At 67.6% G+C, this 21,786-nt stretch carries 20 protein-coding genes and 1 pseudogene; 14 read left to right on the top strand and 7 right to left on the bottom strand.

Annotated elements, in window-relative coordinates:
* The first annotated feature begins 2 nt into the window (after window positions 1-2).
* From ABD002_RS06290 to ABD002_RS06310, 5 genes are all read left to right on the top strand, one after another.
* Window positions 3-428, top strand: coding sequence for a hypothetical protein (locus tag ABD002_RS06290; RefSeq protein WP_343788293.1), 426 nt, complete (start codon window positions 3-5; stop codon window positions 426-428).
* A gap of 160 nt (window positions 429-588) precedes the next feature.
* Window positions 589-1,032 (top strand): rhodanese-like domain-containing protein, encoded by a 444-nt coding sequence (locus ABD002_RS06295; protein ID WP_343788295.1) that lies wholly within the window; start codon window positions 589-591, stop codon window positions 1,030-1,032.
* A 228-nt stretch (window positions 1,033-1,260) separates the two neighbouring features.
* Window positions 1,261-3,054 carry a peptide-N4-asparagine amidase gene (locus tag ABD002_RS06300; protein ID WP_343788296.1) on the top strand — a complete coding sequence of 598 codons (1,794 nt, stop codon included), beginning with the start codon at window positions 1,261-1,263 and terminating at the stop codon, window positions 3,052-3,054.
* A 99-nt stretch (window positions 3,055-3,153) separates the two neighbouring features.
* A complete protein-coding gene (gene secB / locus ABD002_RS06305) occupies window positions 3,154-3,654 on the top strand; it encodes a protein-export chaperone SecB (protein ID WP_343788298.1) in 501 nt (166 codons plus the stop codon).
* 32 nt (window positions 3,655-3,686) lie between these two features.
* On the top strand, window positions 3,687-4,715 hold the full coding sequence (locus tag ABD002_RS06310) for an NAD(P)H-dependent glycerol-3-phosphate dehydrogenase (protein ID WP_343788300.1): 1,029 nt from the start codon (window positions 3,687-3,689) through the stop codon (window positions 4,713-4,715).
* Window positions 4,716-4,781: 66 nt separating this feature from the next.
* Here ABD002_RS06310 and trmL read toward each other — a convergent pair whose 3' ends face one another.
* The 4 genes from trmL to ABD002_RS06330 all read right to left on the bottom strand — a co-directional run bounded on the left by trmL (window position 4,782) and on the right by ABD002_RS06330 (window position 7,087).
* A complete protein-coding gene (gene trmL, locus ABD002_RS06315) occupies window positions 4,782-5,267 on the bottom strand; it encodes a tRNA (uridine(34)/cytosine(34)/5-carboxymethylaminomethyluridine(34)-2'-O)-methyltransferase TrmL (RefSeq protein ID WP_343788302.1) in 486 nt (161 codons plus the stop codon).
* 50 nt (window positions 5,268-5,317) lie between these two features.
* Window positions 5,318-5,656 (bottom strand): hypothetical protein, encoded by a 339-nt coding sequence (locus ABD002_RS06320; protein WP_343788304.1) that lies wholly within the window; start codon window positions 5,654-5,656, stop codon window positions 5,318-5,320.
* A gap of 284 nt (window positions 5,657-5,940) precedes the next feature.
* Window positions 5,941-6,204 carry a hypothetical protein gene (locus ABD002_RS06325; protein ID WP_343788306.1) on the bottom strand — a complete coding sequence of 88 codons (264 nt, stop codon included), beginning with the start codon at window positions 6,202-6,204 and terminating at the stop codon, window positions 5,941-5,943.
* A 190-nt stretch (window positions 6,205-6,394) separates the two neighbouring features.
* A complete protein-coding gene (locus ABD002_RS06330; RefSeq protein ID WP_343788308.1) occupies window positions 6,395-7,087 on the bottom strand; it encodes an SDR family oxidoreductase in 693 nt (230 codons plus the stop codon).
* Window positions 7,088-7,254: 167 nt separating this feature from the next.
* Between ABD002_RS06330 and ABD002_RS06335 the strand changes: the two genes are divergently transcribed.
* The gene (locus tag ABD002_RS06335; RefSeq protein WP_343788310.1) at window positions 7,255-10,092 is read left to right on the top strand and encodes a M16 family metallopeptidase; all 2,838 of its coding nucleotides are present in this window, start codon (window positions 7,255-7,257) and stop codon (window positions 10,090-10,092) included.
* A 75-nt stretch (window positions 10,093-10,167) separates the two neighbouring features.
* The gene (locus tag ABD002_RS06340; protein ID WP_379988734.1) at window positions 10,168-10,569 is read left to right on the top strand and encodes a DUF4156 domain-containing protein; all 402 of its coding nucleotides are present in this window, start codon (window positions 10,168-10,170) and stop codon (window positions 10,567-10,569) included.
* Between the two features lie 12 nt (window positions 10,570-10,581).
* On the opposite strand, the gene ABD002_RS06345 is transcribed toward ABD002_RS06340, so the two are convergent.
* On the bottom strand, window positions 10,582-11,973 hold the full coding sequence (locus ABD002_RS06345; RefSeq protein WP_343788312.1) for a hypothetical protein: 1,392 nt from the start codon (window positions 11,971-11,973) through the stop codon (window positions 10,582-10,584).
* Window positions 11,974-12,126: 153 nt separating this feature from the next.
* On the opposite strand from ABD002_RS06345, the gene ABD002_RS06350 reads away from it, so the two are divergent.
* From ABD002_RS06350 to ABD002_RS06370, 5 genes are read left to right on the top strand one after another with little or no spacing between them, the layout of a single operon-like run.
* Complete coding sequence (locus tag ABD002_RS06350; RefSeq protein ID WP_343788314.1) at window positions 12,127-12,807, top strand: ubiquinone biosynthesis accessory factor UbiJ; 681 nt, start codon at window positions 12,127-12,129, stop codon at window positions 12,805-12,807.
* A 5-nt stretch (window positions 12,808-12,812) separates the two neighbouring features.
* Window positions 12,813-14,573 carry an AarF/UbiB family protein gene (locus ABD002_RS06355; protein WP_379988788.1) on the top strand — a complete coding sequence of 587 codons (1,761 nt, stop codon included), beginning with the start codon at window positions 12,813-12,815 and terminating at the stop codon, window positions 14,571-14,573.
* A gap of 34 nt (window positions 14,574-14,607) precedes the next feature.
* A complete protein-coding gene (locus ABD002_RS06360; RefSeq protein ID WP_343788318.1) occupies window positions 14,608-15,327 on the top strand; it encodes a hypothetical protein in 720 nt (239 codons plus the stop codon).
* Between the two features lie 40 nt (window positions 15,328-15,367).
* Window positions 15,368-15,793 (top strand): alternative ribosome rescue aminoacyl-tRNA hydrolase ArfB, encoded by a 426-nt coding sequence (arfB, locus tag ABD002_RS06365; RefSeq protein WP_343788319.1) that lies wholly within the window; start codon window positions 15,368-15,370, stop codon window positions 15,791-15,793.
* Window positions 15,790-16,386 (top strand): 1-acyl-sn-glycerol-3-phosphate acyltransferase, encoded by a 597-nt coding sequence (locus tag ABD002_RS06370; protein ID WP_343788321.1) that lies wholly within the window; start codon window positions 15,790-15,792, stop codon window positions 16,384-16,386. The genes arfB and ABD002_RS06370 overlap by 4 nt, the downstream gene beginning before the upstream one ends.
* A 70-nt stretch (window positions 16,387-16,456) precedes the next feature.
* Here ABD002_RS06370 and wsfD read toward each other — a convergent pair whose 3' ends face one another.
* Window positions 16,457-17,884, bottom strand: a complete 1,428-nt coding sequence (gene wsfD, locus ABD002_RS06375) for a glycan biosynthesis hexose transferase WsfD (RefSeq protein ID WP_343788323.1) — start codon at window positions 17,882-17,884, stop codon at window positions 16,457-16,459.
* A 258-nt stretch (window positions 17,885-18,142) separates the two neighbouring features.
* Here wsfD and ABD002_RS06380 point away from each other — a divergent pair, with 258 nt between their 5' ends.
* Together ABD002_RS06380 and ABD002_RS06385 are read left to right on the top strand one after the other, a co-directional pair.
* Window positions 18,143-20,233: a serine/threonine-protein kinase gene (locus ABD002_RS06380; RefSeq protein ID WP_343788325.1), complete on the top strand. Its 2,091-nt coding sequence runs from the start codon at window positions 18,143-18,145 to the stop codon at window positions 20,231-20,233.
* Between the two features lie 114 nt (window positions 20,234-20,347).
* The gene (locus ABD002_RS06385; protein WP_343788327.1) at window positions 20,348-20,947 is read left to right on the top strand and encodes a DUF1579 domain-containing protein; all 600 of its coding nucleotides are present in this window, start codon (window positions 20,348-20,350) and stop codon (window positions 20,945-20,947) included.
* 48 nt (window positions 20,948-20,995) lie between these two features.
* Here the strand turns inward: ABD002_RS06385 and ABD002_RS19780 are convergent.
* Window positions 20,996-21,784 (bottom strand): annotated as a pseudogene (locus ABD002_RS19780) (3'-5' exonuclease); the annotation flags it as partial.
* Window positions 21,785-21,786 lie beyond the last annotated feature (2 nt).

Consider the following 21,786-nt stretch of genomic DNA (forward strand, 5'->3'; position numbering starts at 1 on the left):
CCATGCATCGTCACCTGATCACCTGTGGGCTGCTGTTGTCGACCGCGCTGCTCGGCGCCTGCGCGACTGACCCGATGCGTTCGAAGCAGAAGATCCTCGACGATACGCTGCGCTCTTATGCAGCGACGATCCGCTGGGGCGACGTCGAACAGGCGCAGGCGTTTCTCGATCCGAAGCTCCGCGAGGAACATCCGCCAAGCGCGCTGGAGCTCGCGCGCTTCAAGCAGGTGCAGATCACCGCCTACAACGAACAACCGCCGCTGCCGGTCAGCGACAACGAGGTGCGCCAGATCGTCGAGATCGGCCTCGTCAACGTGAACTCGCAGAGCGCGCGCAGCGTAATCGACCGCCAGGTCTGGAAGTACGACGAACAGACCAAGCACTGGTGGCTGACCACGGGATTGCCCGACATCAGCCGGCACGAGTGAGGTCGAAACCGGCCTCAGCCGGTTGAGGGGGAGGCAGGATGCCGACCGGGGAGAGCCCCATGGATGGGTGCTTGAGACTCAGTGCTGTCTGCTTTGCCTCGCCGGCACCACTCCCGGATAATCCGCGTCCGCGCAGCTGCGCCCTCTTCCGCGAAGCCCCATGTCCGACATCCTGCACCGCCTGCCCGAGTTCCTCGGCAATCATTTCTATCTCACGCTCGGCTTCGTCGGCGTGCTGTTCGCTCTGCTGGTCACCGAGGCGCAGCGCTTCATGCGCGGCTACACCGCGCTGACACCAGCCGGCCTGACCCAGCTGATCAACCGCGAGAATGCGCTTCTGATCGACGTGTCCAGCCTGCAGGATTTCGAGAAGGGTCACATCCCGGGCGCGAAGCAGGTCGCGATGAGCCAGTTCGACCCGGAGAGCAAGGATCTCGCGAAGGTGCGGGAGCTGCCGGTTGCGATCGTCTGCAAGACCGGCCAGGCCTCGGCGCAGGCGGCACAGCGCCTGAAGAAGGCAGGTTTCACCAAGGTGTTCTGGCTCGAAGGCGGGCTCGTTGCATGGAATGAGGCGCAGATGCCGTTGGCGAAGGGCCGCAGTTAGCGGCAGCGCAATACCCTGCGGATTTTCCAGTTGGACAGGGCCACGAGGAAGTCCGGCCACGTCCTCCGGGGAATACACCGCTTGCATGACCGCTTTGCAGGCGACAAATCCCTGCAATCGTCAGGGTGCTGAAAGGGGTTTTTCAGCATCCTGCGGGATCGGAAGCCTCACCGTTCAGCCGGGTGGTACGGCGCGGTGATCGCGCAGGTCAACCAAGGGAGGATGGTCATGAGCCGCAAGGTCCCGTTGCATCTGGATGGTTTGTTCGTGCTGGCGCTGTTCGCCACGCTGTTGTCTCCAGCGATAGCGGCCGCCGATTCGCCAACGATCGGTTCGCCGAACGTCGCGGTCGCCGATCCGTTGATTCCACAGCCGTTGATGGCGCCGTGCACGGTCACGCTGTACCAGAATCAGGCGTTCGCCGACTACAACGCGAAGCCGTTCGCCTATGCCCCGCCGGCGGGTTGCCCGGGCCCGTGGCAGAAGGTCGTGCTGAGCGCCGACTACTCGGTGACGATGGGTCGCCAGTTCGATCGCACCGCGACGATCTGGCTCGGCGGCGCGATCATCTACTTCGGCACCACGCAGGAACCGTCGGCGACGGTGAGTCCGTCCTGGCATATCGAGCGTGACCTGACCGACTACAGCGCGTTGTTCGCTGACGCGCACAACGGGCGCGCGATCCTCGGCAACACGGTCGACCACACCTATACTGGCATCCTTCACGGCACCGCGCAGTTGCTGTTCTTTCCGCTCGCGCCGACCGTGCCGGATCATCCGCCGCGACCCGATCTGCTCCTGCCGATGGCCGGTAGCGCGGACGGCAGCACCGCCGACCTCGCCAAGCCGAGCGACCAGCTCGCGGTCACGTTCAATACGCTGCCCACCAATATCGAACGCGCGTTTCTCGATGTCTACGCGCAGAGCCAATCGGACGATGAGTTCTGGTACTTCAACCTGCCCGACGACATCGCGGCGACCTTCCAGGACGGCGGCAGCACGGCGTTCCGCGAAGCGGAAATCAGCATCGACGGACAGCCGGCCGGCGTTTCGCCGATCTACCCGTGGATCTACACCGGCGGCGCAGATCCGCTGCTGTGGCGGCCGATTCCGGGCGTGCAGACGCTCGCATTCGAGCCATACCGCGTCGATCTGACCCCGTTCGCCGGCCCGCTCAGCGACGGCCGGTCACACAAGATCGCGCTCAGTGTATTCAACACGATCAATCATTTCGCGACCGCGGCGAACCTGTTGCTTTATCTGGATCACGGCGCGACCCGGGTGACCGGCAGCGTCACCAACAACACGCTGACCGCCGCGCCGACGCCGACTGTGGTCGAGAACGTCACCACGAACAGCGGCGAAACCAGTGGCAGCGTGTCGGTGACCTCGAACCGCTCGTTCACGATTGCCGGAACGCTCGCCACGTCGCACGGCGTAGTGACGACGCAGATCCAGCAGAAGATTGCGTTCTCGAACGTGCAGCAGCTCGACACGTCCAGCACGGTATACAAGCAGGACATCGTGCAGAACACGACGATCGACTCGATCACCCAGCGCACCGACGGCGCGGCGACCAGCATCGTGCACGAGCAACGCAGCTATCCGCTGTCGTTCAACTTCGACCAGACGCCGAGCGCCAATGGCGGCCAGATCCAGGCCACCAAGGTCGATCAGGAATTCAAGCAGCAGTTCGACATCGGTTACCAGGGTTACACCGCGCGCACGGCGACCCGCGACAACCATGTCGTCACCAGCGCCACGCGCTCCTTCGATGCGGGCGGCAGCACCACCGACCTTCAAGCGGATGCGACGCAGACATACGCCTACGGTGATCCGTTCGGCGCCTGCTACGGCCGGACGATCAGCTCAAGCCGGCGCGGCCTCGCCAACCCCGCCACATTGACGGCGACGGCTGACGGCAACGGTTGCCCGTCGAGCACCAACGCGCTGTCGTGGTTCGACGACTATTACAACTACGGCTCGTCCGTGAGCAACGCGACCGTGCAGCTGTTGCGGTAGGCCCGGTCGCCACCGCCACCCGGCGCAGCCGCGCCGGGTGCGCCGCCCGTGTGTCCGTGGGATAATCGATACCCTTTTTCCTTCACACGAGCAGTACCCATGGCAGAGAACAGCAACGGCGCGGCCAACGGCCAGGCGCATCCGCAGCAGGACCAGGCCCAGCTGAGCCTGCAGCGCATCTACGTGAAGGATGTCTCCTTCGAGGCGCCGGGCGCGCCGCAGATCTTCCAGGTGCAGGGCCAGCCGAATGTCGAGCTGAACCTCAGCCAGCGCGTCGCGCAGATCGGCAGCGACACGTTCGAGGTCGTGCTCAGCGTGACCGCGACCTGCAAGCTCGAGGACAAGACCGCCTACCTCGCCGAGGTCCACCAGGCGGGCATCTTCGGTCTTTCCGGTTTCGACGCGCAGGGCCGTGACACCGTGCTCTCGACGTATTGCCCGAACGTGTTGTTCCCGTACGTGCGCCAATCGATCTCGGACCTGGTCCAGAACGGCGGCTTCCCTCCGTTCTTCCTGCAGCCGATCAACTTCGACGCGCTCTACGCCGAGCAGCTGCGTCGCCGCGCCGATGCCGCCGCCGGCGAAGGCGCCAACGCCTGATCGGACATGGGCCGATCGGACATGCAGGGGCCATGAGCGTCCCCCGGCCGGTTGCCGTGCTCGGCGCCGGCTCCTGGGGCACGGCGCTCGCCGTGCAATTGGCGCGCAACGCGGTGCCGACCACGCTGTGGGGCCGTACGTCGCAGGCGGTGGTCGACATGGCCGGCACACGGCGCAACGCGCGCTACCTGCCGGACCTCGAACTGCCGGACACGTTGCAACTGTCGGCGATGATCGAGCCGACCGTGCGCGATGCCGGCACCGTGCTGATTGCGGTGCCAAGCCACGCGTTCGATGAACTGCTCGGTGCGATCGCGCCGTGGGTCGCGCCCGGCGTCGGCATCGCCTGGGCGACCAAGGGCTTCGATCCCGCCTCCGGCCGCTTCCTGCACCAGCTGGTCGCGGAGCGCCTGCCCGGCCATGCCGCGGCAGTCGTGACCGGCCCCTCGTTCGCGCGCGAAGTCGCGATCGGCCTGCCGACCGCGCTGACCGTGCATTCGTCCGATGCGGAGTTCGCGCAGGACGTCGCGCAGAAGCTGCATTCGCCGCGCTTTCGCGCCTACACCGGCAGCGACCTGCTCGGTGCCGAGCTCGGCGGCGCGATGAAGAACGTGCTCGCCGTTGCGACCGGCGTCGCCGACGGCATGCAGATGGGGCTGAACGCGCGCGCCGGTCTGATCACGCGCGGTCTCGCCGAGATGCTGCGCCTCGGCGCAGCGCTCGGCACGCGCGCGGAAACCCTGATGGGCCTTGCCGGCCTCGGCGATCTCGTGCTGACCTGCACCGGCGACCTGTCGCGCAACCGTCGGCTCGGTCTCGCGCTCGGCCGGGGCATCGGACTCAAGCAGGCGATCGCCGACATCGGCCAGGTCGTCGAGAGCGTGCAGACCGTCGACACGGTGATGAAGCTCGCGGCCGCGCACGCGGTCGAGCTGCCGATCAGCGCGCTCGTGCAGCGCGTGCTGCACGAGGAGCTGACGCCGGCGGAAGGCATGCATGCCTTGCTGTCGCGCGAACAGAAGCCGGAATACCCCGAATCCGGCGAGACTAGCGCACGGTAGGAGCGGCTTCAGCCGCGATGCTCCTGTGCTTTCCTCTGTGTCAAAGCATCGCGGCTGAAGCCGCTCCTACGAATGGCCGCCATCGTCTCGCGCCTCACCCGTGAAGCCGAGCTGGCGCCACGCCTCGTAGACAACGACCGCAACCGCGTTCGACAGGTTCAGGCTGCGGTTGCCGGGACGCATCGGCAGGCGCAAACGCTGCGACGCATCGATGCCGTCGAGTACACCCTGCGGCAGGCCGCGGGTTTCCGGACCGAACAGCAGCGCGTCACCGTCGGCGTATGCAATCGCGTCGTAGCGCACGCAACCGCGTGTCGACAGTGCGAGCAGGCGGCGAGGTTGCGCGGCGGCGACGAAGGCGGCGAGATCGTCGTGCACCGCGACCGTCGTGAATTCGTGGTAGTCGAGTCCCGCGCGGCGCAGCTTCGCGTGGTCGAGTTCGAAGCCCAGCGGCCGCACCAGATGCAGCGCGGCGCCGCTGTTCGCGCAGAGGCGAATCACGTTGCCGGTGTTCGGCGGAATCTCAGGCTGGAACAGGACGACATGCAGCACGCGCGCATTATCGGGGCATCGTCCGCGCGCGCATAGCCGATGGCGCGTCCTCAGTCGCGCGCGCTGGCGATGCGCGCATCGACCGAGTCCGTCGCGATTGTGGTGATGAATGCGGACACATGCGCCGTGACATGCACCGTCGGCAGCAGCGTCACCGGCAGCGACTCGACCGCAGCGACGCGAAGCAGCGTGGTGGCGGTCGCATCTGTCGCTGCAGCGACGACGCTGACCGTCGGCAACAGGCTGGCATGCAGCGGCGCGCGCGCATCCACCGACATCGTGACCGAATCCTGCGCGGCAAGCGCATGCGGAGCGTGGGTGATCGCCACGAAACCGCCGAGCAATACAGCGGCGATCGCGGCGCGTATGAAGACGGTGCGGATGTTCATTGCGCTCTCCTGGACACTTCAGGCTTCGCTGAGCAAGCACCATGCCAGTCGCGAAGCCGTGCGGTGTGTGCGGAGTTGGATGCGCCGGCGCGCTATTGCGTTGCTAGTCCGGAAGTCATGCCCGCGGTGCCGGCCGACAGCGAATGTCCGTGCGCGCTCGCAAGCGGTCGCAGGCGATCTGCCTGATCGTCGTCTTGGCCGAATCAATCGCGCCGACGTGGCGGCGCACGGACACTCTGAGGACCCGCCGCGCACGGGCAGGCATGCCCGTGCGACAAGGCCGGTTACAGCACCCCGACACCCGCAACGCGCGCATCCGCTGCCTGCTCAGCGGCCGCGTGCATGCGTCCCGCAGGCACCAGGTTGAGGCGTGCATCGATCAGGGTCGGGGTTTTCTGCACGGGATCCAGCAGCAGGATGCGCTGCGGCTTTGTGGATTTCGCTTGTGGACACACGGGCAGCGGCGGGACATAGGTCTCCGCCGCGGCAATGCCGCCGATCACGACGAGTGCCGAGATCGCGCGGACCAGTTGCAAACGTAGTTTCATGGCTTCCTCCCACGGACTCGCCAATCGACGTGCTGCAACCATCGCGCCGACGTCGTCCGCGCGAGGTTACCCCATTGAGACGTGTGAGCGGTGCAAAAGGTTGCTAGGCCGGAAGTCATGCCTGCCGATACACGCCGGCGTCCGCGGACGGCGAACGGACAGTGCACGGACGGCATCGTGGCCGTCCGCCTCACCACGCGATGTCCGCTCCGTGCTGGTCGAGAAAGCGGCCATTGTCGGCGGCGATCAAGCGGTCGATCACGCCCAGCATGCTGGCGACCGAGTCCTGCGGCGCCTGCGGCGCGTTCGCGCCGCCCATCTCGGTGCGTACCCAGCCCGGACTCATCGCCACAACGATCGCCGCATGTTCCACAAGCGCGATCGACAACAGCTTGCTGGCCATGTTCAGCGCGGCCTTGCTGATCGCATAGCTCGGCGTATAGAACTCGTCCGTGCCGGCGATCGAGCCGAGGCCGCTCGACAGGTTCACGACCTTCGCCCCCGCAACGAGGCTCGATGCGAGCGCCTGGCTCAGCAGGAACGGACCCGCCGCGTTTGCCGAGAACGCAGTGCGCAGGCCGTCCAGCTCGATGCTGCCGAAGCGCTCGCCGGAAACGCTCAGTCCCGCATTGTTGATCAGCAGACCGATGCGCAGACCGAGCGCCTCGACCTCGCGCGCGAGTTCGGCGATCGAGCGCGCCTCCGGCAGGACCAGCGGCAGCACGGCCAGGTGGCCCGGATGCGCGCCGGCCAGCCGGGTCAGCTCGAGCGCGCGGCCCGGCTGACGGCAGGTCGCGATGACCCGCTCGCCGCGTGCCAGCAGCTGGCGCGTGAATTCCAGACCGAGGCCGCGGTTCGCGCCGGTGACGAGGACGTGGGTCATGCCGGTCTCCGCAACGAAACTTTACGCTACGACGGCGAGTCTACCGCCAGCCCGTGACGAACGTCCGTTGCGGTGGAACGCAGCGGCGGCTAGCCTGCCAAACCGTCCGCCGGAACGATGATTCGTGCATGCGTTCCGCTCGCTCACCACGCGCCGCAAGGAGAATCATGCGCAAGCCCCTCACCACCGCCCTCGCGGCCACGTTCCTGGCCCTCGGTCTCACGCACGGCGCGTCCGCCGCGACGACAGACGCCATCGACATTCCATTCGCGCGCTTCACGCTGCCGAACGGACTCACCGTCGTGGTCAGCGAGGACCACAAGGCGCCGGTGATCGCGGTCAGCGTCTGGTACCACGTCGGTTCCGCCGATGAGCCGCAGGGCAAGACCGGCTTCGCGCACCTGTTCGAGCACCTGATGTTCCAGGGCTCGGAAAACCACAAGGGCGAATTCTTCCGCCCGTTCGAGCTGGCCGGTGCGACCGACCAGAACGGCACCACCTGGTTCGACCGCACCAACTATTTCGAGACCGTGCCGACCACCGCGCTCGACATGACCTTGTGGATGGAATCGGACCGCATGGGCCACCTGCTCGGCGCGATCGGCCAGAAGGAACTCGACCTGCAGCGCGGCGTGGTGCAGAACGAAAAGCGCCAGGGCGAGAATCAGCCCTATGGCCGTGTCGACGAGCGCATCAGCGCGAACGCGTTCCCGGCCAACCATCCGTATCACCACGACACGATCGGCTCGATGAAGGATCTCGACGCCGCCTCGCTGGCCGACGTCAAGCACTGGTTCGGTTCGTACTACGGCGCCGCGAACGTGACCGTGGCGCTGGTCGGTGACATCACGCCCGAGCTCGCGAAGGCGAAGATGCTCGAATACTTCGGCGACATCCCGGCCGGGCCGCCGGTCGCGCGCCAGCAGCCATGGACCGCGCTGCGCACGGAATCGACGCGCGACACGATGCAGGACCATGTCGCGCAGACGCGCATCTACCGCGAATGGAACGTGCCCGGCCTCGGCGACGCCGACGCGATGCAGCTCGAACTCGCGGCCGCGGTGCTCGGCGGCGGCAAGACCTCACGCCTGTATGAGCGCCTCGTCTACAAGGACAAGTTCGCCGATGGCGTTACGGTCGGCGTGGAATCGTTCGCGCTGGCCTCGCAATTCAAGCTGCAAGTCGACGTGAAGCACGGCGTCGATCCGGCCAAAGTCGAGGCCGCGGTTGCGGACGAGTGGAAGAAATTCCTGAAGGAGGGCCCGAGCGCGGACGAGCTCGCGCGGGTCAAGGTCAACACGAAGGCCTCGTTCATCCGCAGCCTCGAAAAGGTCAACGGCAAGGCGACGATCCTTGCCGAGGGGCAGGTCTACAGGAACGATCCGGGCGCCTACAAGACCGACCTCGCGCAGATCGAGGCAGCGACGCCAGCCAGCGTGCGCGCGGCGGCGGACAAGTGGATCGCCAAGGGCGACTACACGCTGACCGTGACGCCGGCCGCGAAGGATGCGGATTTCTCCGCGCAGGACGAGATGGAGCAGCCAGGTCGCGCGACACTGGCTGGCCGGCCGGAGGCGAAGCTGCCGCCGAAGCAGGAGTTCAAGACGGTTGCATCCAACATCGACCGCAGCAAGGGCGTGCCGACGGTCGCGACGTTCCCGGATCTGACGTTCCCGAAGCTCGAGCACGGCAAGCTGAAGAACGGCATCGCGGTCGTGCTCGCCGAGCGCCACACGATTCCGGTCGTGCAGCTGCAGCTGCTGTTCGATGCCGGCTACGCCTCGGACCAGGGCCGCAAGCTGGGCACCTCGGCGTTCACGATGGCGATGCTCGACGAGGGCACCAAGGAGCTCGATTCGCTCGAGATCGCACGCCGCGCCGAACGCCTCGGCGCGGAGATCGGCGCCGGCTCCGGCCTCGACAGCTCGAGCGTGAAGCTCAATGCGCTGAGCTCGCAGCTCGAACCGTCGCTGCGGCTCTACGCCGACATCGTACGCAATGCCGCGTTCCGCGATGCCGACGTCGCGCGCATCCGCGGCCAGTGGCTCGCACGCATCGCACAGGAGAAGACCCAGCCGACCGGACTCGCGCTGCGCACGCTGCCGCCGCTGCTGTACGGAGCGAGCCATGCGTACGCGATTCCGTTCACCGGCTCGGGCACCGAGGCCTCGATCCAGTCGCTGGGCGCCGATGACATGCGCGCGTACGTGCGCGACTACATCCGCCCGGACAACGCGACGATCCTGGTCGCCGGCGACACCACGATGGACGCGATCGTCGAGAAGTTGAACGGCGTGTTCGGCGACTGGCAGGCACCCGCCTCAGCCGTGCCGAAGAAAAACATCGCGAACGTGGCCACGCCGGCCCAGCCGCGTGTGTATCTGATGGACAAGCCGGGCGCGCTGCAGTCGCTGATCCTCGCCGGCGTGGTCGCACCATCGACCAAGGCGAAGAACAACCTCGAGATCCAGACCATGAACGGCGCGTTCGGCGGCAGCTTCACCTCGCGCCTGAACATGAACCTGCGCGAGGACAAGCACTGGGCTTATGGCGCCGGCAGCTTCCTCTCGAACGCGGTCGCACAACGCCCGTTCATGATGTATGCGCCGGTGCAGACCGACAAGACTTCGGAGTCGGTCGCCGAGATCCTGCGCGAAGCGAAGGAGGTGATCGGCGCCAAGCCGCTGACGCGTAGCGAGATCGACAAGATCAAGGTCGGCGACGTGCGCAGCATGCCGGGCGAGTACCAGACGACTGGCGCGGTGCTCGGCGCGATGAACGGCATCAAGCTCTACGATCGCCCCGACGACTACGTGCAGACGCTGAAGCCGCGCATCGAGGCGCAATCGGACGCGGCCGTGCAGGCGGCAGCCAAGGAGGTCATCCGGCCGGACGCGTTGACCTGGATCGTCGTCGGCGACCTGAAAAAGATCGAGCAGCCGATTCGCGCGCTGAAGATCGGCGAGGTCAAGGTCATCGATGCGGACGGCAAGGTCGCGCGCTGACGCCGACGACCGCAACGGACATGCGGCGTGCTAAGCCACGCCGCGCTAGGATGGCGTACCCCTGTGGAGATCCTGATGAAAACCCTGCCGCTGATTCTCGCCGCCACGTTGCCGCTCGCCGCGTGCAGCTGGGGCATCAAGCTCGATTCCGGTGGCGAGAAGGTGCGCACCGCGTGGAACGGCGATGTCGCCGGCTGCAAAGCGATGGGCACGGTCACCGTGTCGGTGCTCGACCACGTCGGCCCGGTCGACCGCAGTGATCTCAAGGTACGCGACGAACTCGAGGTGATGGCGCGCAACGAGGCGGCCGGCATGAGCGCCGACACGATCAAGCCGCTCGGCGATCCGCGCGACGGCCAGCAGAGCTGGGGCGCCTACCACTGCGGTCCGCAAGCGCGCGCGGAGCGGCCGGCGATGCGCATCCAGCAGAAGGACGCGAACGGTACGGTCGAGACCTATCCGGTCAAGGATCACTGATCCCCGCCGCACTCACGGCTCGGCCGGCACGCGCTGGCCCGAGCGCCCGCCGCGAGGCTGCAGCAGAACCGGTGGAATCGGACGCGCGGAGTGTACGCCCGCCGGCACCGGAACCGGCACACGCGGGCGCACGATGCTGTCGAACGGCGCGACGACCGCAGCGGCATCGAAGCGGCACGGCCCCGCGGCCGTGCCGGCGGCGGCCAACGTCGTGCACGCGGCCTGCAATGCGGCGACGTCCGGTTGCGGCGCGCCATCCTTCCACGCGCGCAACGCCTCCCAGCCGGCCAGACCCTCAGCGGTGGTGAAGCCGCAATGCGTCGGTGCGCCTTCGTCGACGATCGCGCTGGTCACCTGGTCGGCGGGCAGCACCTTGCGCACGAATTCCTGGTTCGCCGGAATCACGAGCTGGTCGCGGCTGGTGTGCATCGACAGCACTTTCGCCGTGCCGACCGCACCGCCGAAATCCGAGGCCTCGCGAAAATGCGCGGCGGCCATCCGATCGGCGACGATGCGATCGATGCCGGCATCGATCGCGGGATCGCTGCCGTAGTCGACGCCCGCCGTCGTGAATGGATTGCGTCCACCGAGCTTGTCCGGCGCGCGCACGACGTCGCTCAGCACGAAGGTCGAGTAGCCGACATTGGTCACGAAGAAATCCTCGTCGGTGATGTGCGTGAACGCCATCAATTCGTCGAGGCGGCGCTGCATCGCGTCGTTGCGCAGGTACGACGGCAGGTTCACGCCGGTGCACTGGTTCAGCGGCAGCAGTGCGCGCGCGACCTGTGTCCAATCCAGCAGATCGCCGAGGTCGTCCGGAATCTGGCCGGGATTGAGCGCCCACGGCAGCGGCGGCTGCCCGGTCGGCAGGTCGCCTGCGCCGCGGCAGACCGCGTCGTAGGCAAGGCGCAGATCGATCGCCGAGTCCCACAGCCGTGCACCGCCGGCCGCCGGGCACAACGCGAAGACTCCACGCACCAGCGGGAAACCCGGCGCCTCGGCAAGCTTCAACGCGGTCAGACCACCGAGCGAGCCACCGAACGGAACGATCTCGCCCGGCGCGCCGGCCAGTTGCTTGAACAGCTGCAATAATTCGCGGTTGTCGTCGATCGCGGTGAACAGCGCCCAGCCGCGCTGGCGATAGCTGCTCGCCGCGATCGCGTAGCCTTCGGCGAGCATCACATCGCGCAGCGGACCGAGTCCGGGCGGGCTCGTCGCGGTCTTGAAGTCGAGTCCGTGCTGATACATGACCAGCGCGCCGCCCGGCCGCCAGCCGTCCGGAATCGCGATGTGATACCAGGCGCCGGACGGCGTGGTTCCTGTCAGTTCCCGACTCGCGGCATGCAGTGTTCCGGCGCATGTCAGGCAGAGCAAACCCAGCGCAGTGGCCAGATAGCGGATCATCGCCAGACTCCCACGGCGCCGTCGCCGCGGCGCCCTTCGTCAACATGGAGCGTGCACGCTAAGACGGCCTGACTGAGCGGAGGATTAAGGGGCGTTTTCCGTGGCTGCCACGAATCTGCGCGCCAGCGTGGCGCTGACAGGTAGAATCCGGCCATGCCCGATGTCAACGACGCCGGATCGGCCGGCCCCCAAGGCGGTGCCGCGCGCTCGCCGAATCCGCTGCTCGCCGTGCTCGGCCGCGTACTCGAAACCGCGCTGAACCGCGCGCTCGATCTCGATCCGGACACTAAAGCGCAGGTTGCCGCGCTCGACGGCCGCGCGATCACGCTCGAATTCAAGGGCACGCCGCTGGCGATGCGCGTCACCGCCGAGCACGACCGCCTGGCGATCGGCCCTGCGTTCGCCGGCGTCAGCGCGCTGCGCATCGCGGCGACGCCGGCCGCGCTGCTCTCGCTCGCATGGTCACGTGACGGCGGCGCCCTTCCGCCGGGCCGCGTCGAGATCGCCGGCGACGCCGAACTTGCGCGCCGGCTCGAACAGATCGCGACGCGCTTCGCGCCGGATTTCGACGCGGCGTTCGCGCGCGCGTTCGGCGACGTCGCTGGCTTCCAGATCGCACGCACGCTGCGGCGCGCGTTCGCGTGGTCGCGCACATCGGCGCGCGCGTTCGCGCAGGACTCCGTGGAGTTCCTGACCGAGGAGGGCCGCGACCTCGTCGCGAAACCCGAAGTCGAGACCTTCCTCGATGAGGTCGACGCCTTGCGCGAACGCGCCGACCGGCTCGACGCGCGCGTGCACCGCCTGGCTGCGCAACGCGGGAACCCTCGCGCATGACGCCGCTGCGCCAGATTCCGCGCCTGTTGCGTATTGCACGCGTGCTGGTGCGCTACCGGCTCGACGATCTCGTCGACGCCGGGCATCGCTCGCGCGTCCTCGCCATCGCACGCGTCGTGCTGCCGCGGTCGCGCGCTGACATCGCGACGCTGCCGCGCGGCGAGCGGTTCGCGCTCGCGCTGACCGAGCTCGGGCCGATCTTCGTTAAATTCGGGCAGATCCTGTCGACGCGCCGCGACCTGATTCCGGCCGACGTCGCCGATGCGCTGGTGAAGCTGCAGGACCAGGTCGCGCCGTTTCCAGCGGAAGTGGCTCGCGCCGCGATCGAGCGTGCGCTCGGCGCGCCGATCGCGACCCGCTTCGCGACCTTCGACGATGTGCCGCTCGCGTCCGCCTCGATCGCGCAGGTGCATGCGGCGAGGCTGTATCCATCCGCGCCTCACGAACTCGGCGCGCCCCCCCTTCCGCGCTCCGCGCACCTTCCCCCGCTGCGCGAGGGCAGGGAAACGGAGCGGCCTACGGCCGCGGAGTCCACTCTGGGTCGCGAGGTCGTGGTCAAGATCCTGCGCCCCGACATCGCGGCGCGCATCGCCGACGATGTCGCGCTGCTGCGCGCGCTGGCCGACTCGGTGCAGCGCTTCCATCCGAACGCGGACAAGATCCGCCCGCACGATGTGGTCAGCGAGATCGAGACCACGCTGATCAATGAACTCGACCTGCAGCGCGAAGGCGCGAACGCGTCGCTGCTGCGGCGCAATTTCGCCGGCTCCGACGATCTTTATGTGCCCGAGGTGATCTGGTCGCACACCAGCGAAGGCGTGCTCACGCTGGAACGCGTTCGCGGCATCCCCGTCGACGATCTCGCCGCGCTCGACGCGGCCGGCATCGACCGTGTCGCGCTCGCCGAGAAGGGCGTGCGTCTGTTCTACACGCAGGTGTTCCGCGACAACTTCTTCCACGCCGATGCCCACGCGGGCAACATCTGGGTGGATCCGGCGCGACCGCAGGAGCCACGCTTCATCGCGCTCGACTTCGGCATCATGGGCTCGCTGCCGGAGCGCGACCAGTACTGGCTCGCCGAGAATTTCCTCGCGCTGTTCAACCAGGACTACGCGCGCATCGCCGAGCTGCACGTGCGTGCCGGCTGGATGCCGGCGCACGCACGCCTGGACGAACTCGAAGCCGCGGTGCGCACGGTCTGCGAGCCGTACTTCACGCGCCCCTTGAGCGAGATTTCGCTGGCCGAGGTCGTGGTCAAGCTGTTCCAGATGGCGCGCCGCCACGAACTCACGCTGCAGCCGCAGCTGATCCTGCTGCAGAAGACGCTGCTGAACATCGAGGGCGTCGGCCGGTTGCTGCATCCGCAAATCGACATCTGGGCGACCGCGAAACCGGTGCTGGAGCGCATCTGGCGCCAGCGTCGCGGGCCACGCTCGGTCCTGAAGGCGTTGCGCAGGCGCCTGCCGGAATGGCTTGCCGCGGCACCGGACATGCCGCAGCTCGTGCACGACTACCTCACACAGGCAACCCGCGGCACGCTGGAACTTCGCATCGCTTCCGATGATCTGAAGCAGCTGGATCTGCGCGCGCGGCGTGGCCAGCATGTGGCCATCTGGCTGTCGCTCGGCGTTTCGCTGACCGTCGCCACGGTACTGATCGCGCTGCTCGATGCGGCGAGTCCGCACTGGGCCGGCCTGCCCGCAACCGCATGGTTCGGCGTCGCCGCCGCGCTGGTCGCGTTCGCGACCGCGGCGCGACGTGCATGAATCGACTATTTCGAATGATGATGGAGATCGGACGATGAACAAGATTGGCCTGGCGGCAGTGCTGTGCGCGATCGGCGTGGCCGCGTGCATGCATTTGCGCGAACCCAGTGATGCGCAGCTCGCAACTCTGCTGCTCGGCGAGCGCGCGAACCCGGCCGACGCCAACGCGCCGCTCGACACCAACGCGATCGATTGCCTGCGCGCCTGGTCCGGCGACAAGGAGCTGGCCAAGGGCCTGCCCGTGCGTATCGCCGGCGAGGACGGCATGAAGTCCTGCCGCGGGAAGCTCGACACATGGGTCGCCGACGCGACCCGCAACCCCGACAAGTTCCGCTTCGATGACGTGAGCGCGCCGAAGACGGTGCGCCGTGCGATGGCCCTGCAGGAAGCACGTCGCCTGTCGGCGGCAGCGAATCCGGCTGCGCGCGAGGTACCGGCCGCTCTTGCGAGACCAGCCGCGCCACCCGCCGCGCTCGCCACGCCTGATCCCACGGTCGATCTGGGCGTTGCCGGCAGCCGGTTGCAGGAAGCCGAGACCCTCTGCCAGCAGACCCAGCAGGCAGCCGCGAAGAAAGATGCAAACGCGGGCCTGAAGAGCTTCGCCGAATTCTGTGCAGGCAATCTCAGCAAGCTGCGCGCAACGATGGAGCAGTCGGCGCACAGCGGACAAGGCAGCGAGCGCCTCGACGCGATCGCCGCCAGTGCGGACAACATCGCGAACGTCGCGCGGAGCGTGCTCGCCGCGGGCAACTAGTAACGATCTGGGCGAGAGCGAGCATTGCTAGAATGGGCGCATGCTCGCGATCAACGATGACCTGACCATTCCCGAGGACGAACTCGTCGAGCGCTTCGTGCGCGCGGCCGGCCCCGGCGGCCAGAACGTCAACAAGGTCTCGAGCGCGGTCGAACTGAGATTCGACGTGGCCTCGTCGCGCGTGTTACCGGATGGGGTGCGCGCGCGGATGCTGGCGCGCCGCGACCGCCGGCTCACCGATGAGGGCGTGCTGGTGATCCAGGCCAACCGTTTCCGTGATCAGGCCAAGAACCGCGAGGATGCGCGTGAGCGGCTGGCCGAATTGCTGCGCGCCGCGACGATCGCGCCGAAACGGCGCATCGCGACGCGGCCGACGCGCGCCTCGAAGGAGCGGCGCATCGACGCAAAGAAGACGCGCTCGGCGATCAAGCGCACGCGCGGCGGCGGCAACTGGAGCGCCGAATGAGCGCAGGCGCGCGCCTGCAGCCACTGCCGCCCGCGATGCCGCAGCTTCCCCAGAATGCAGGGCGACAAGCCTGCGCATGGTTCCTGCGCCGCTGCGGCTGGCGCATCGCCGGCGATTTTCCGGATACCGCGAAGCTCGTCCTGATCGCCGCGCCGCACAGCTCGTGGTGGGACGGCGTCTTCGGCCTGCTGTTCAAGATCGCGCTCGGCGCCGACATCGCCTTCATGGGCAAGCGCGAGCTATTCCGCGGGCCCCTCGGCTGGGCGCTGCGCCGACTCGGCGGCATTCCGATCGAACGCGCCGCGACGCACGGCGTCGTCGAGCAGATGGTCGAACGCTTCCACTCCAGCCCGAAGCTCTGGCTCGGCCTCGCGCCCGAGGGCACGCGCAAGCGAGTGACGAACTGGAAGAGCGGCTTCTGGCAGATCGCGCGTGCCGCCAACGTGCCGATCCTGCCGGTCGCGTTCGATTATCCATCGAAGACGATCACACTCGGGCCGCTGTTCCAGCCGGGCGCCGATCTCGCCGCAGATCTCGCCGCTCTGCGCTCGTTCTATGCACCGTTCCGTGGCAAGCGACGCAATGTAGTGTGATTGGCAGGAGGCGAAGAACCAAACAAGCGTTGCGCCCCTTGGCTTGATCGACGTTCGACTTTGGCGCTGCTTACCGCTCGCGACTCGCGCTTCCTATGCCGCCCACGACCGCAACGACCAACCACGCCAACGCCGCATTGACGACGAGGTGTCCCTGTTTCGCAGCATCGGCGAGCCCGTCGCCGAGCACCGTGATCACGAACGTGGCGAGCATCGTCGCCACAGTGAGCGCGGCGTAGTCGAGTGCGCGGCTGCCGGCGCGAAGGCCGGGCCGCAGCAGCAACGCGAGCATCGCGAGCAGCGGCAGCACGAGGATCGCGAGCTGCACGAGCGGATTCGCATGCAGCAACCGACCAAGACTCGGCACCGACGAGGGCATCGTCGCGAATTCGCCGCCCTCGACCTGACCGAGGTTCTTCGCGATCCATGGATCGAGGCCGAGCACGCCGTGCCCGGCCAGGCGCAGCGCGATATCCGGATGGCGCAGCAACGTGCGCAACTCCAGACCACGATTGAAGTTGACCAGGCCCGTGCAGACGCGCTCGGGCAGGTCCGGGAATTCCCAGGCGTGGTGCTCGCTGTAGATCGCGCACTCCGGATCGATGCCCAGCTCGGTCAGCAACGCGCGCGGGTCGTCCGCGAACGGCACCAGCGCGGTGAACACGACGTCGGCGCGGTTGTACTGGTCGATCGCGTCCATCATCGCGCCGTCACGGTGCAGCTGCACGAACTGCAGCCAGAAGCCGGCGAATGCGCCTACACCAAGTGCCGCCGCGCGCCAGCTGATCCGGCCGAGGCGCACGCGATCGAGCACGATCACGACGAACGCGAGCCCGAGCGGCAGCAGCAGATGCTGGATCTTGCTCGTCGCGAGCAGGAACGCGACCAGCGCGAGCAGCGCGAAACGACGGCGGCTGCGCACTTCGTCGCGCCAAAGCAGGGCCAGCGCGAACAACGCGTAGGCCGTGAGCAGCGCAGTTCCTTCCGCATAGAACGTATCGAGGTAGAGCGTGTTGCCCGGATCGGCGAACAGCAGCGGCAGCAGCGCCGCGTTCGCTAGCGCCGCGCGCGTGTCGCCGCGACGCAGCCAGGCCAGCGACAGCGCAACCGACAGCGCGAGCAGCGCCAGCCAGCGCAGCGCACCGATCCAGCGCACATCGTGGACTTCGCCGGCGCCGAGCGCCTCGCCGATTTTCCAGATCGCTGCAGTCGCGCCGGTGAACGCGAGTTCGCTCGACCAGTAGCACATCGGATCCCCGCTCGCGATGAAGCGGTACTTCGCGAACGGCGCCTGCGGGCTGTTCCGCTGCGGCGGAACCTCGGCCGGGCGGTCCGGATAGAAGTGGAAGCAGTTCGTGTAGCGCGTCTGGTCGTAGCTGTTCGCATACGCGTAGAGCGGGTCGTGTACCCACAGCGTGAACGCGCGCAAGGTGCCGGCGAGCCACAGCACGACCAGCAGCGCGACGATGCCCATGCGGATCGGGCGATTGGGACTCATCCAGCCTCCGGAGATGAAACGAAGAACCCGCCTCGCGGCCCGACGGATGACGCCGGACCGCACGGGTCAGGGGCGCGAGTCTAGGCGGCCTGCATGACAGGCCTCAATCGCGATCCGGCGCCACGGCCTGTCGACTGCGTCACAGGCCGGGCGTGCACCGCGTCCGGGCGCGACCGCCAAGGCGGTCCGGGAGTCACCCCGGGGCGCCGGTGCTAGGATCGCCACCGTCGACGGGCATCCAGCCCCGAGGGGAGTGTCATGAGGACGCGCTTGGGCCATTACGACATCGTCGCCGAACTCGGCCGCGGCGGCATGGGCGTGGTCTACAAAGGCTACGAGGCTTCGCTGAATCGCTACGTCGCGATCAAGGTGCTCGCCGATTCGCTGGCGCACGACGAGGGCATCAAGGAGCGCTTCCTGCGCGAGGCGCGCAGCATGGCGGCGCTCAACGATCCGCACATCATCCAGATCTATTTCATCGGCGAGGACGAAGGGCAAACCTACTTCGTGATGGAATTCGTCGAGGGCGAGTCGCTCGGCTCGATGCTGAAGCGCGACCACCGGCTCACCGTCGAGCAATCCGCCAAGGTGATCCAGCAGACCGCACTCGGCCTGTCGACCGCACACGATCGCGGCGTCGTGCATCGCGACATCAAGCCCGGCAACCTGATGATCAGCAGCCGCGGCTCGGTGAAGATCGCCGACTTCGGCATCGCATTGTCCAACCAGGACATCTCGAAGAAGCTGACGACGACCGGCGAGTTCGTCGGCACGCCGGGCTATCTCTCGCCCGAGGTCTGCCTCGGCAAGCCGGTCGACCAGCGCTCGGACATCTTCTCGCTCGGCATCGTGTTGTTCGAGATGCTGACCGGTCGCATGCCGTTCAACGACGAATCGCCGCTCGGCCTGATGCTCGAGGTGGTCAAGGCGGACATCCCGGACGTGCGCCAGTTGAACACCGACGTCGATCCGCAGATCGCGCAGATCCTCGCGAAGATGATCGCGAAGGAACCCGCCGAGCGTTACCAGAACTGCCACGAACTGGTGGCCGACCTCAACACGCATCCGCTGGTCGCGAAGGGCGGCCCGATCACGGTGCAGACGAAGATCTCGCCCGCGGCGGCGACCCTGATCGGCCAGAAGACGCCGGTGTCCGGCCAGACCGCGCTGCCGAGCACACCGCCGACACCGCTGCGCACCGCGGCCGCACAGGCGAACACGCGTATCACGCCGAGCGGCCAGCCGCTGCCGCCGCCGTTTGCCGGCAGCGTGACCGCACCGGCGCACCAGTCCGTGCTCGACCGCCCAACCGCGGTCACCGCGCAACCGCGCCGCTCGGCCCTGCCGTGGGCGATCGCGGCGATCGTGTTGCTCAGTGTCGCCGGCGGAGCCTGGGCGTTCCGCGATCGCGTGCCGGCACTCGCCGGCCTGTTCGGCTCGCCGGCGGCGACGAATGTCGCGACAACCGCTCTGCCGGTCGCCACGGGCACGTCGTCGGCGAGCGATTCGATCCGCGCGTCGATCACGTCACCGGCAACGCCCGTAACGCCCGCATCTGCGAACGGCATAACCACAGCGGAAACGATCAAGGCGAGCATCGCGCAAACGCCGTCGGTCGCAACCGATGCCAATGGCAACGTAGCCGTGCAGGACAGCGACGGCACACGCGTAGCGGTCAATGCCGACGGCAGCGCCAGCGTGCACCGCGCGGACGGAAGCTCGGTAACGGTCGACAACAGTGGCGCACGGGTCACGCCGGCCGCTGATGCGGCAGTGGATGCGCCCGCCGCGCGCGCCTCGCAAGCCGGCATGCAGGCACTGCACGAGTTGCCCGCGGCACAGGCTGCGGAGAACGCCACGCAGCCGGCGCCGCGCGTCGCGAAGGTCACGCCTGCCGAATTGCCGGCCGCGCCGCCGAAGCCGCGCGTGCCGACCATCGCGGTCGTTTCGGCCGGTGACGACGTGATCTCGGCGCCGGCCGAAGACGCGCTGGTCAGCCGGCTGCAAAGCCGCGGCTTCCGCGTGATCGAAGGCGGTCATACGCACGGCGACCAGCCGAACCTGCGCGCGCTCGCCGGCCGGGCCGATGCGGTCGTGTTCGTGCACGCGCGCCAGGTCGGCACCCAGCAACTGGACTACTACGGCCAGAGTTCGACGCTGTACACGGTGCAGCTCGGCATCCGCGCCTATCGCGTCTCCGACGGCAGCGTGTTGTGGCGCAGCGGCGCCGAGCAGGTCAACTTCACCAGCCTGAATGCCGCGGAGAAGGCGCGCGAGGCGATCGAGCCGATGCTCGACAACGTCGACAGCCAGCTCGCCGAATTCCGCGCGCGCGGCAAGCGCAGCTGAGAGCCTCCAGGCGCCAGCCGCTTGCGGCTGGCGCGATGCGGCGGTCGTCCTTTTCCGGTCATCGGGCCGGGACTATCCTCCACGCCGCCATCCGGCACCGACGGGAGTCAAGCCATGAAGACATTGCAGATCGCGATCGTGTTCGCGCTGGCCGTGTTCGGCGGCAGCGCTTTTGCACAGGACAAGGCGGCGCCCGCGCCGAGCAAGGAGCAGCAGGCCATGATGGCCGCGTTCGAGCGCATGGGTGCGGTGCGGCCCGAGCACAAGCAGCTCGACTACTTCGTCGGCGACTGGAACACGAAGACCACGATGTGGATGGATCCGAAGGCACCCCCGCAATCCAGCGAAGGCAAGGTGCACTGCGAAGCGGTCTTCGGCGGCCGCTATGTCGAGAGCAAGTACGACGGCTCGATGATGGGCCAGCCGTTCAGCGGGCGCGGCGTGCTCGGCTTCGACAATCTCGGCGAGCGCTACTTCAATACTTGGATCGACAGCATGTCGACCGGGTTCTGGCTCGCCTACGGCCACCATGACAAGGCAACGAACACGTACGCGTTCCGCGGCGAAATGGACGACCCGATGCAGCCGAAGACCAAGGTGGCGGTGCGCGAAGTCATACACATCGTCGATCCGACCCATTACACGTTCGAGTGGTACGAGACGCACAAGGGCAAGGAAGCGAAGACGATGCAGATCGAGTACACCAAGCAGTAACCCGAAGCTTCCCGCGAGCGGCGGCGCCGCTCGCGGGAATGCGCGCTGCTACAACGCTGCGAGATTCGCATACGCGAGCACCAGCCGCTTGCGACCGGCGCCGGCGAAATTGATCTCGACCAGGGTGTGCGCGCCGGCGCCTTCATAGCTCAGCACGACGCCCTCGCCGAAGCTCGCGTGCTGCACGCGCTGGCCGAGCTTGAAGGGCGTACTGGCTTCCTGCAACGCGGGGCCGCTACTGCGACCGGCGAATGCGGGTCGACTGACCTGCACTCGCGGACGCACTTCCTGCAGCAGCTCGCCGGGAATCTCGCCCAGGAAACGCGACGGCCGCGCATACGATTCGACGCCGTGCAGGCGCCGGGATTCGGCATAGGTCAGCACCAGCCGTTCGCGCGCGCGCGTGATACCGACGTAGGCGAGGCGGCGTTCCTCCTCGAGGCGGCCGGGTTCCTCGGTCGACTTCTGGCTCGGGAACAGACCGTCCTCCATGCCGACCAGGAAAACGAACGGAAACTCGAGTCCCTTCGCCGAGTGCAAGGTCATCAACTGCACGCAGTCCTGCCACGCCTCGCCCTGCCCTTCGCCGGCTTCGAGCGCTGCGTGGGCGAGGAACGCGGCGAGTTCTGAAAGTCCCGCCTCGAGATCCTCCGGTGTGCGCCGGAAGCGGCTCGCGACGTTCACGAGTTCGTCGAGGTTCTCGACGCGCGACTCGGCGCTGCCACGACTGTCCTTCTCGTAGAAGTCGCGCAACTCGGAACGTGCCAGCGCGTGTTCGATCTGCTCGGACAGTGCGAGCGGCTCATCGCCGCCAGCCCCCTCTCCCCCGATAGCTTCAC

The sequence above is a fragment of the Dokdonella soli genome (assembly GCF_039523175.1).
GTDB classification, from domain to species: Bacteria; Pseudomonadota; Gammaproteobacteria; order Xanthomonadales; family Rhodanobacteraceae; genus Dokdonella_A; species Dokdonella_A soli.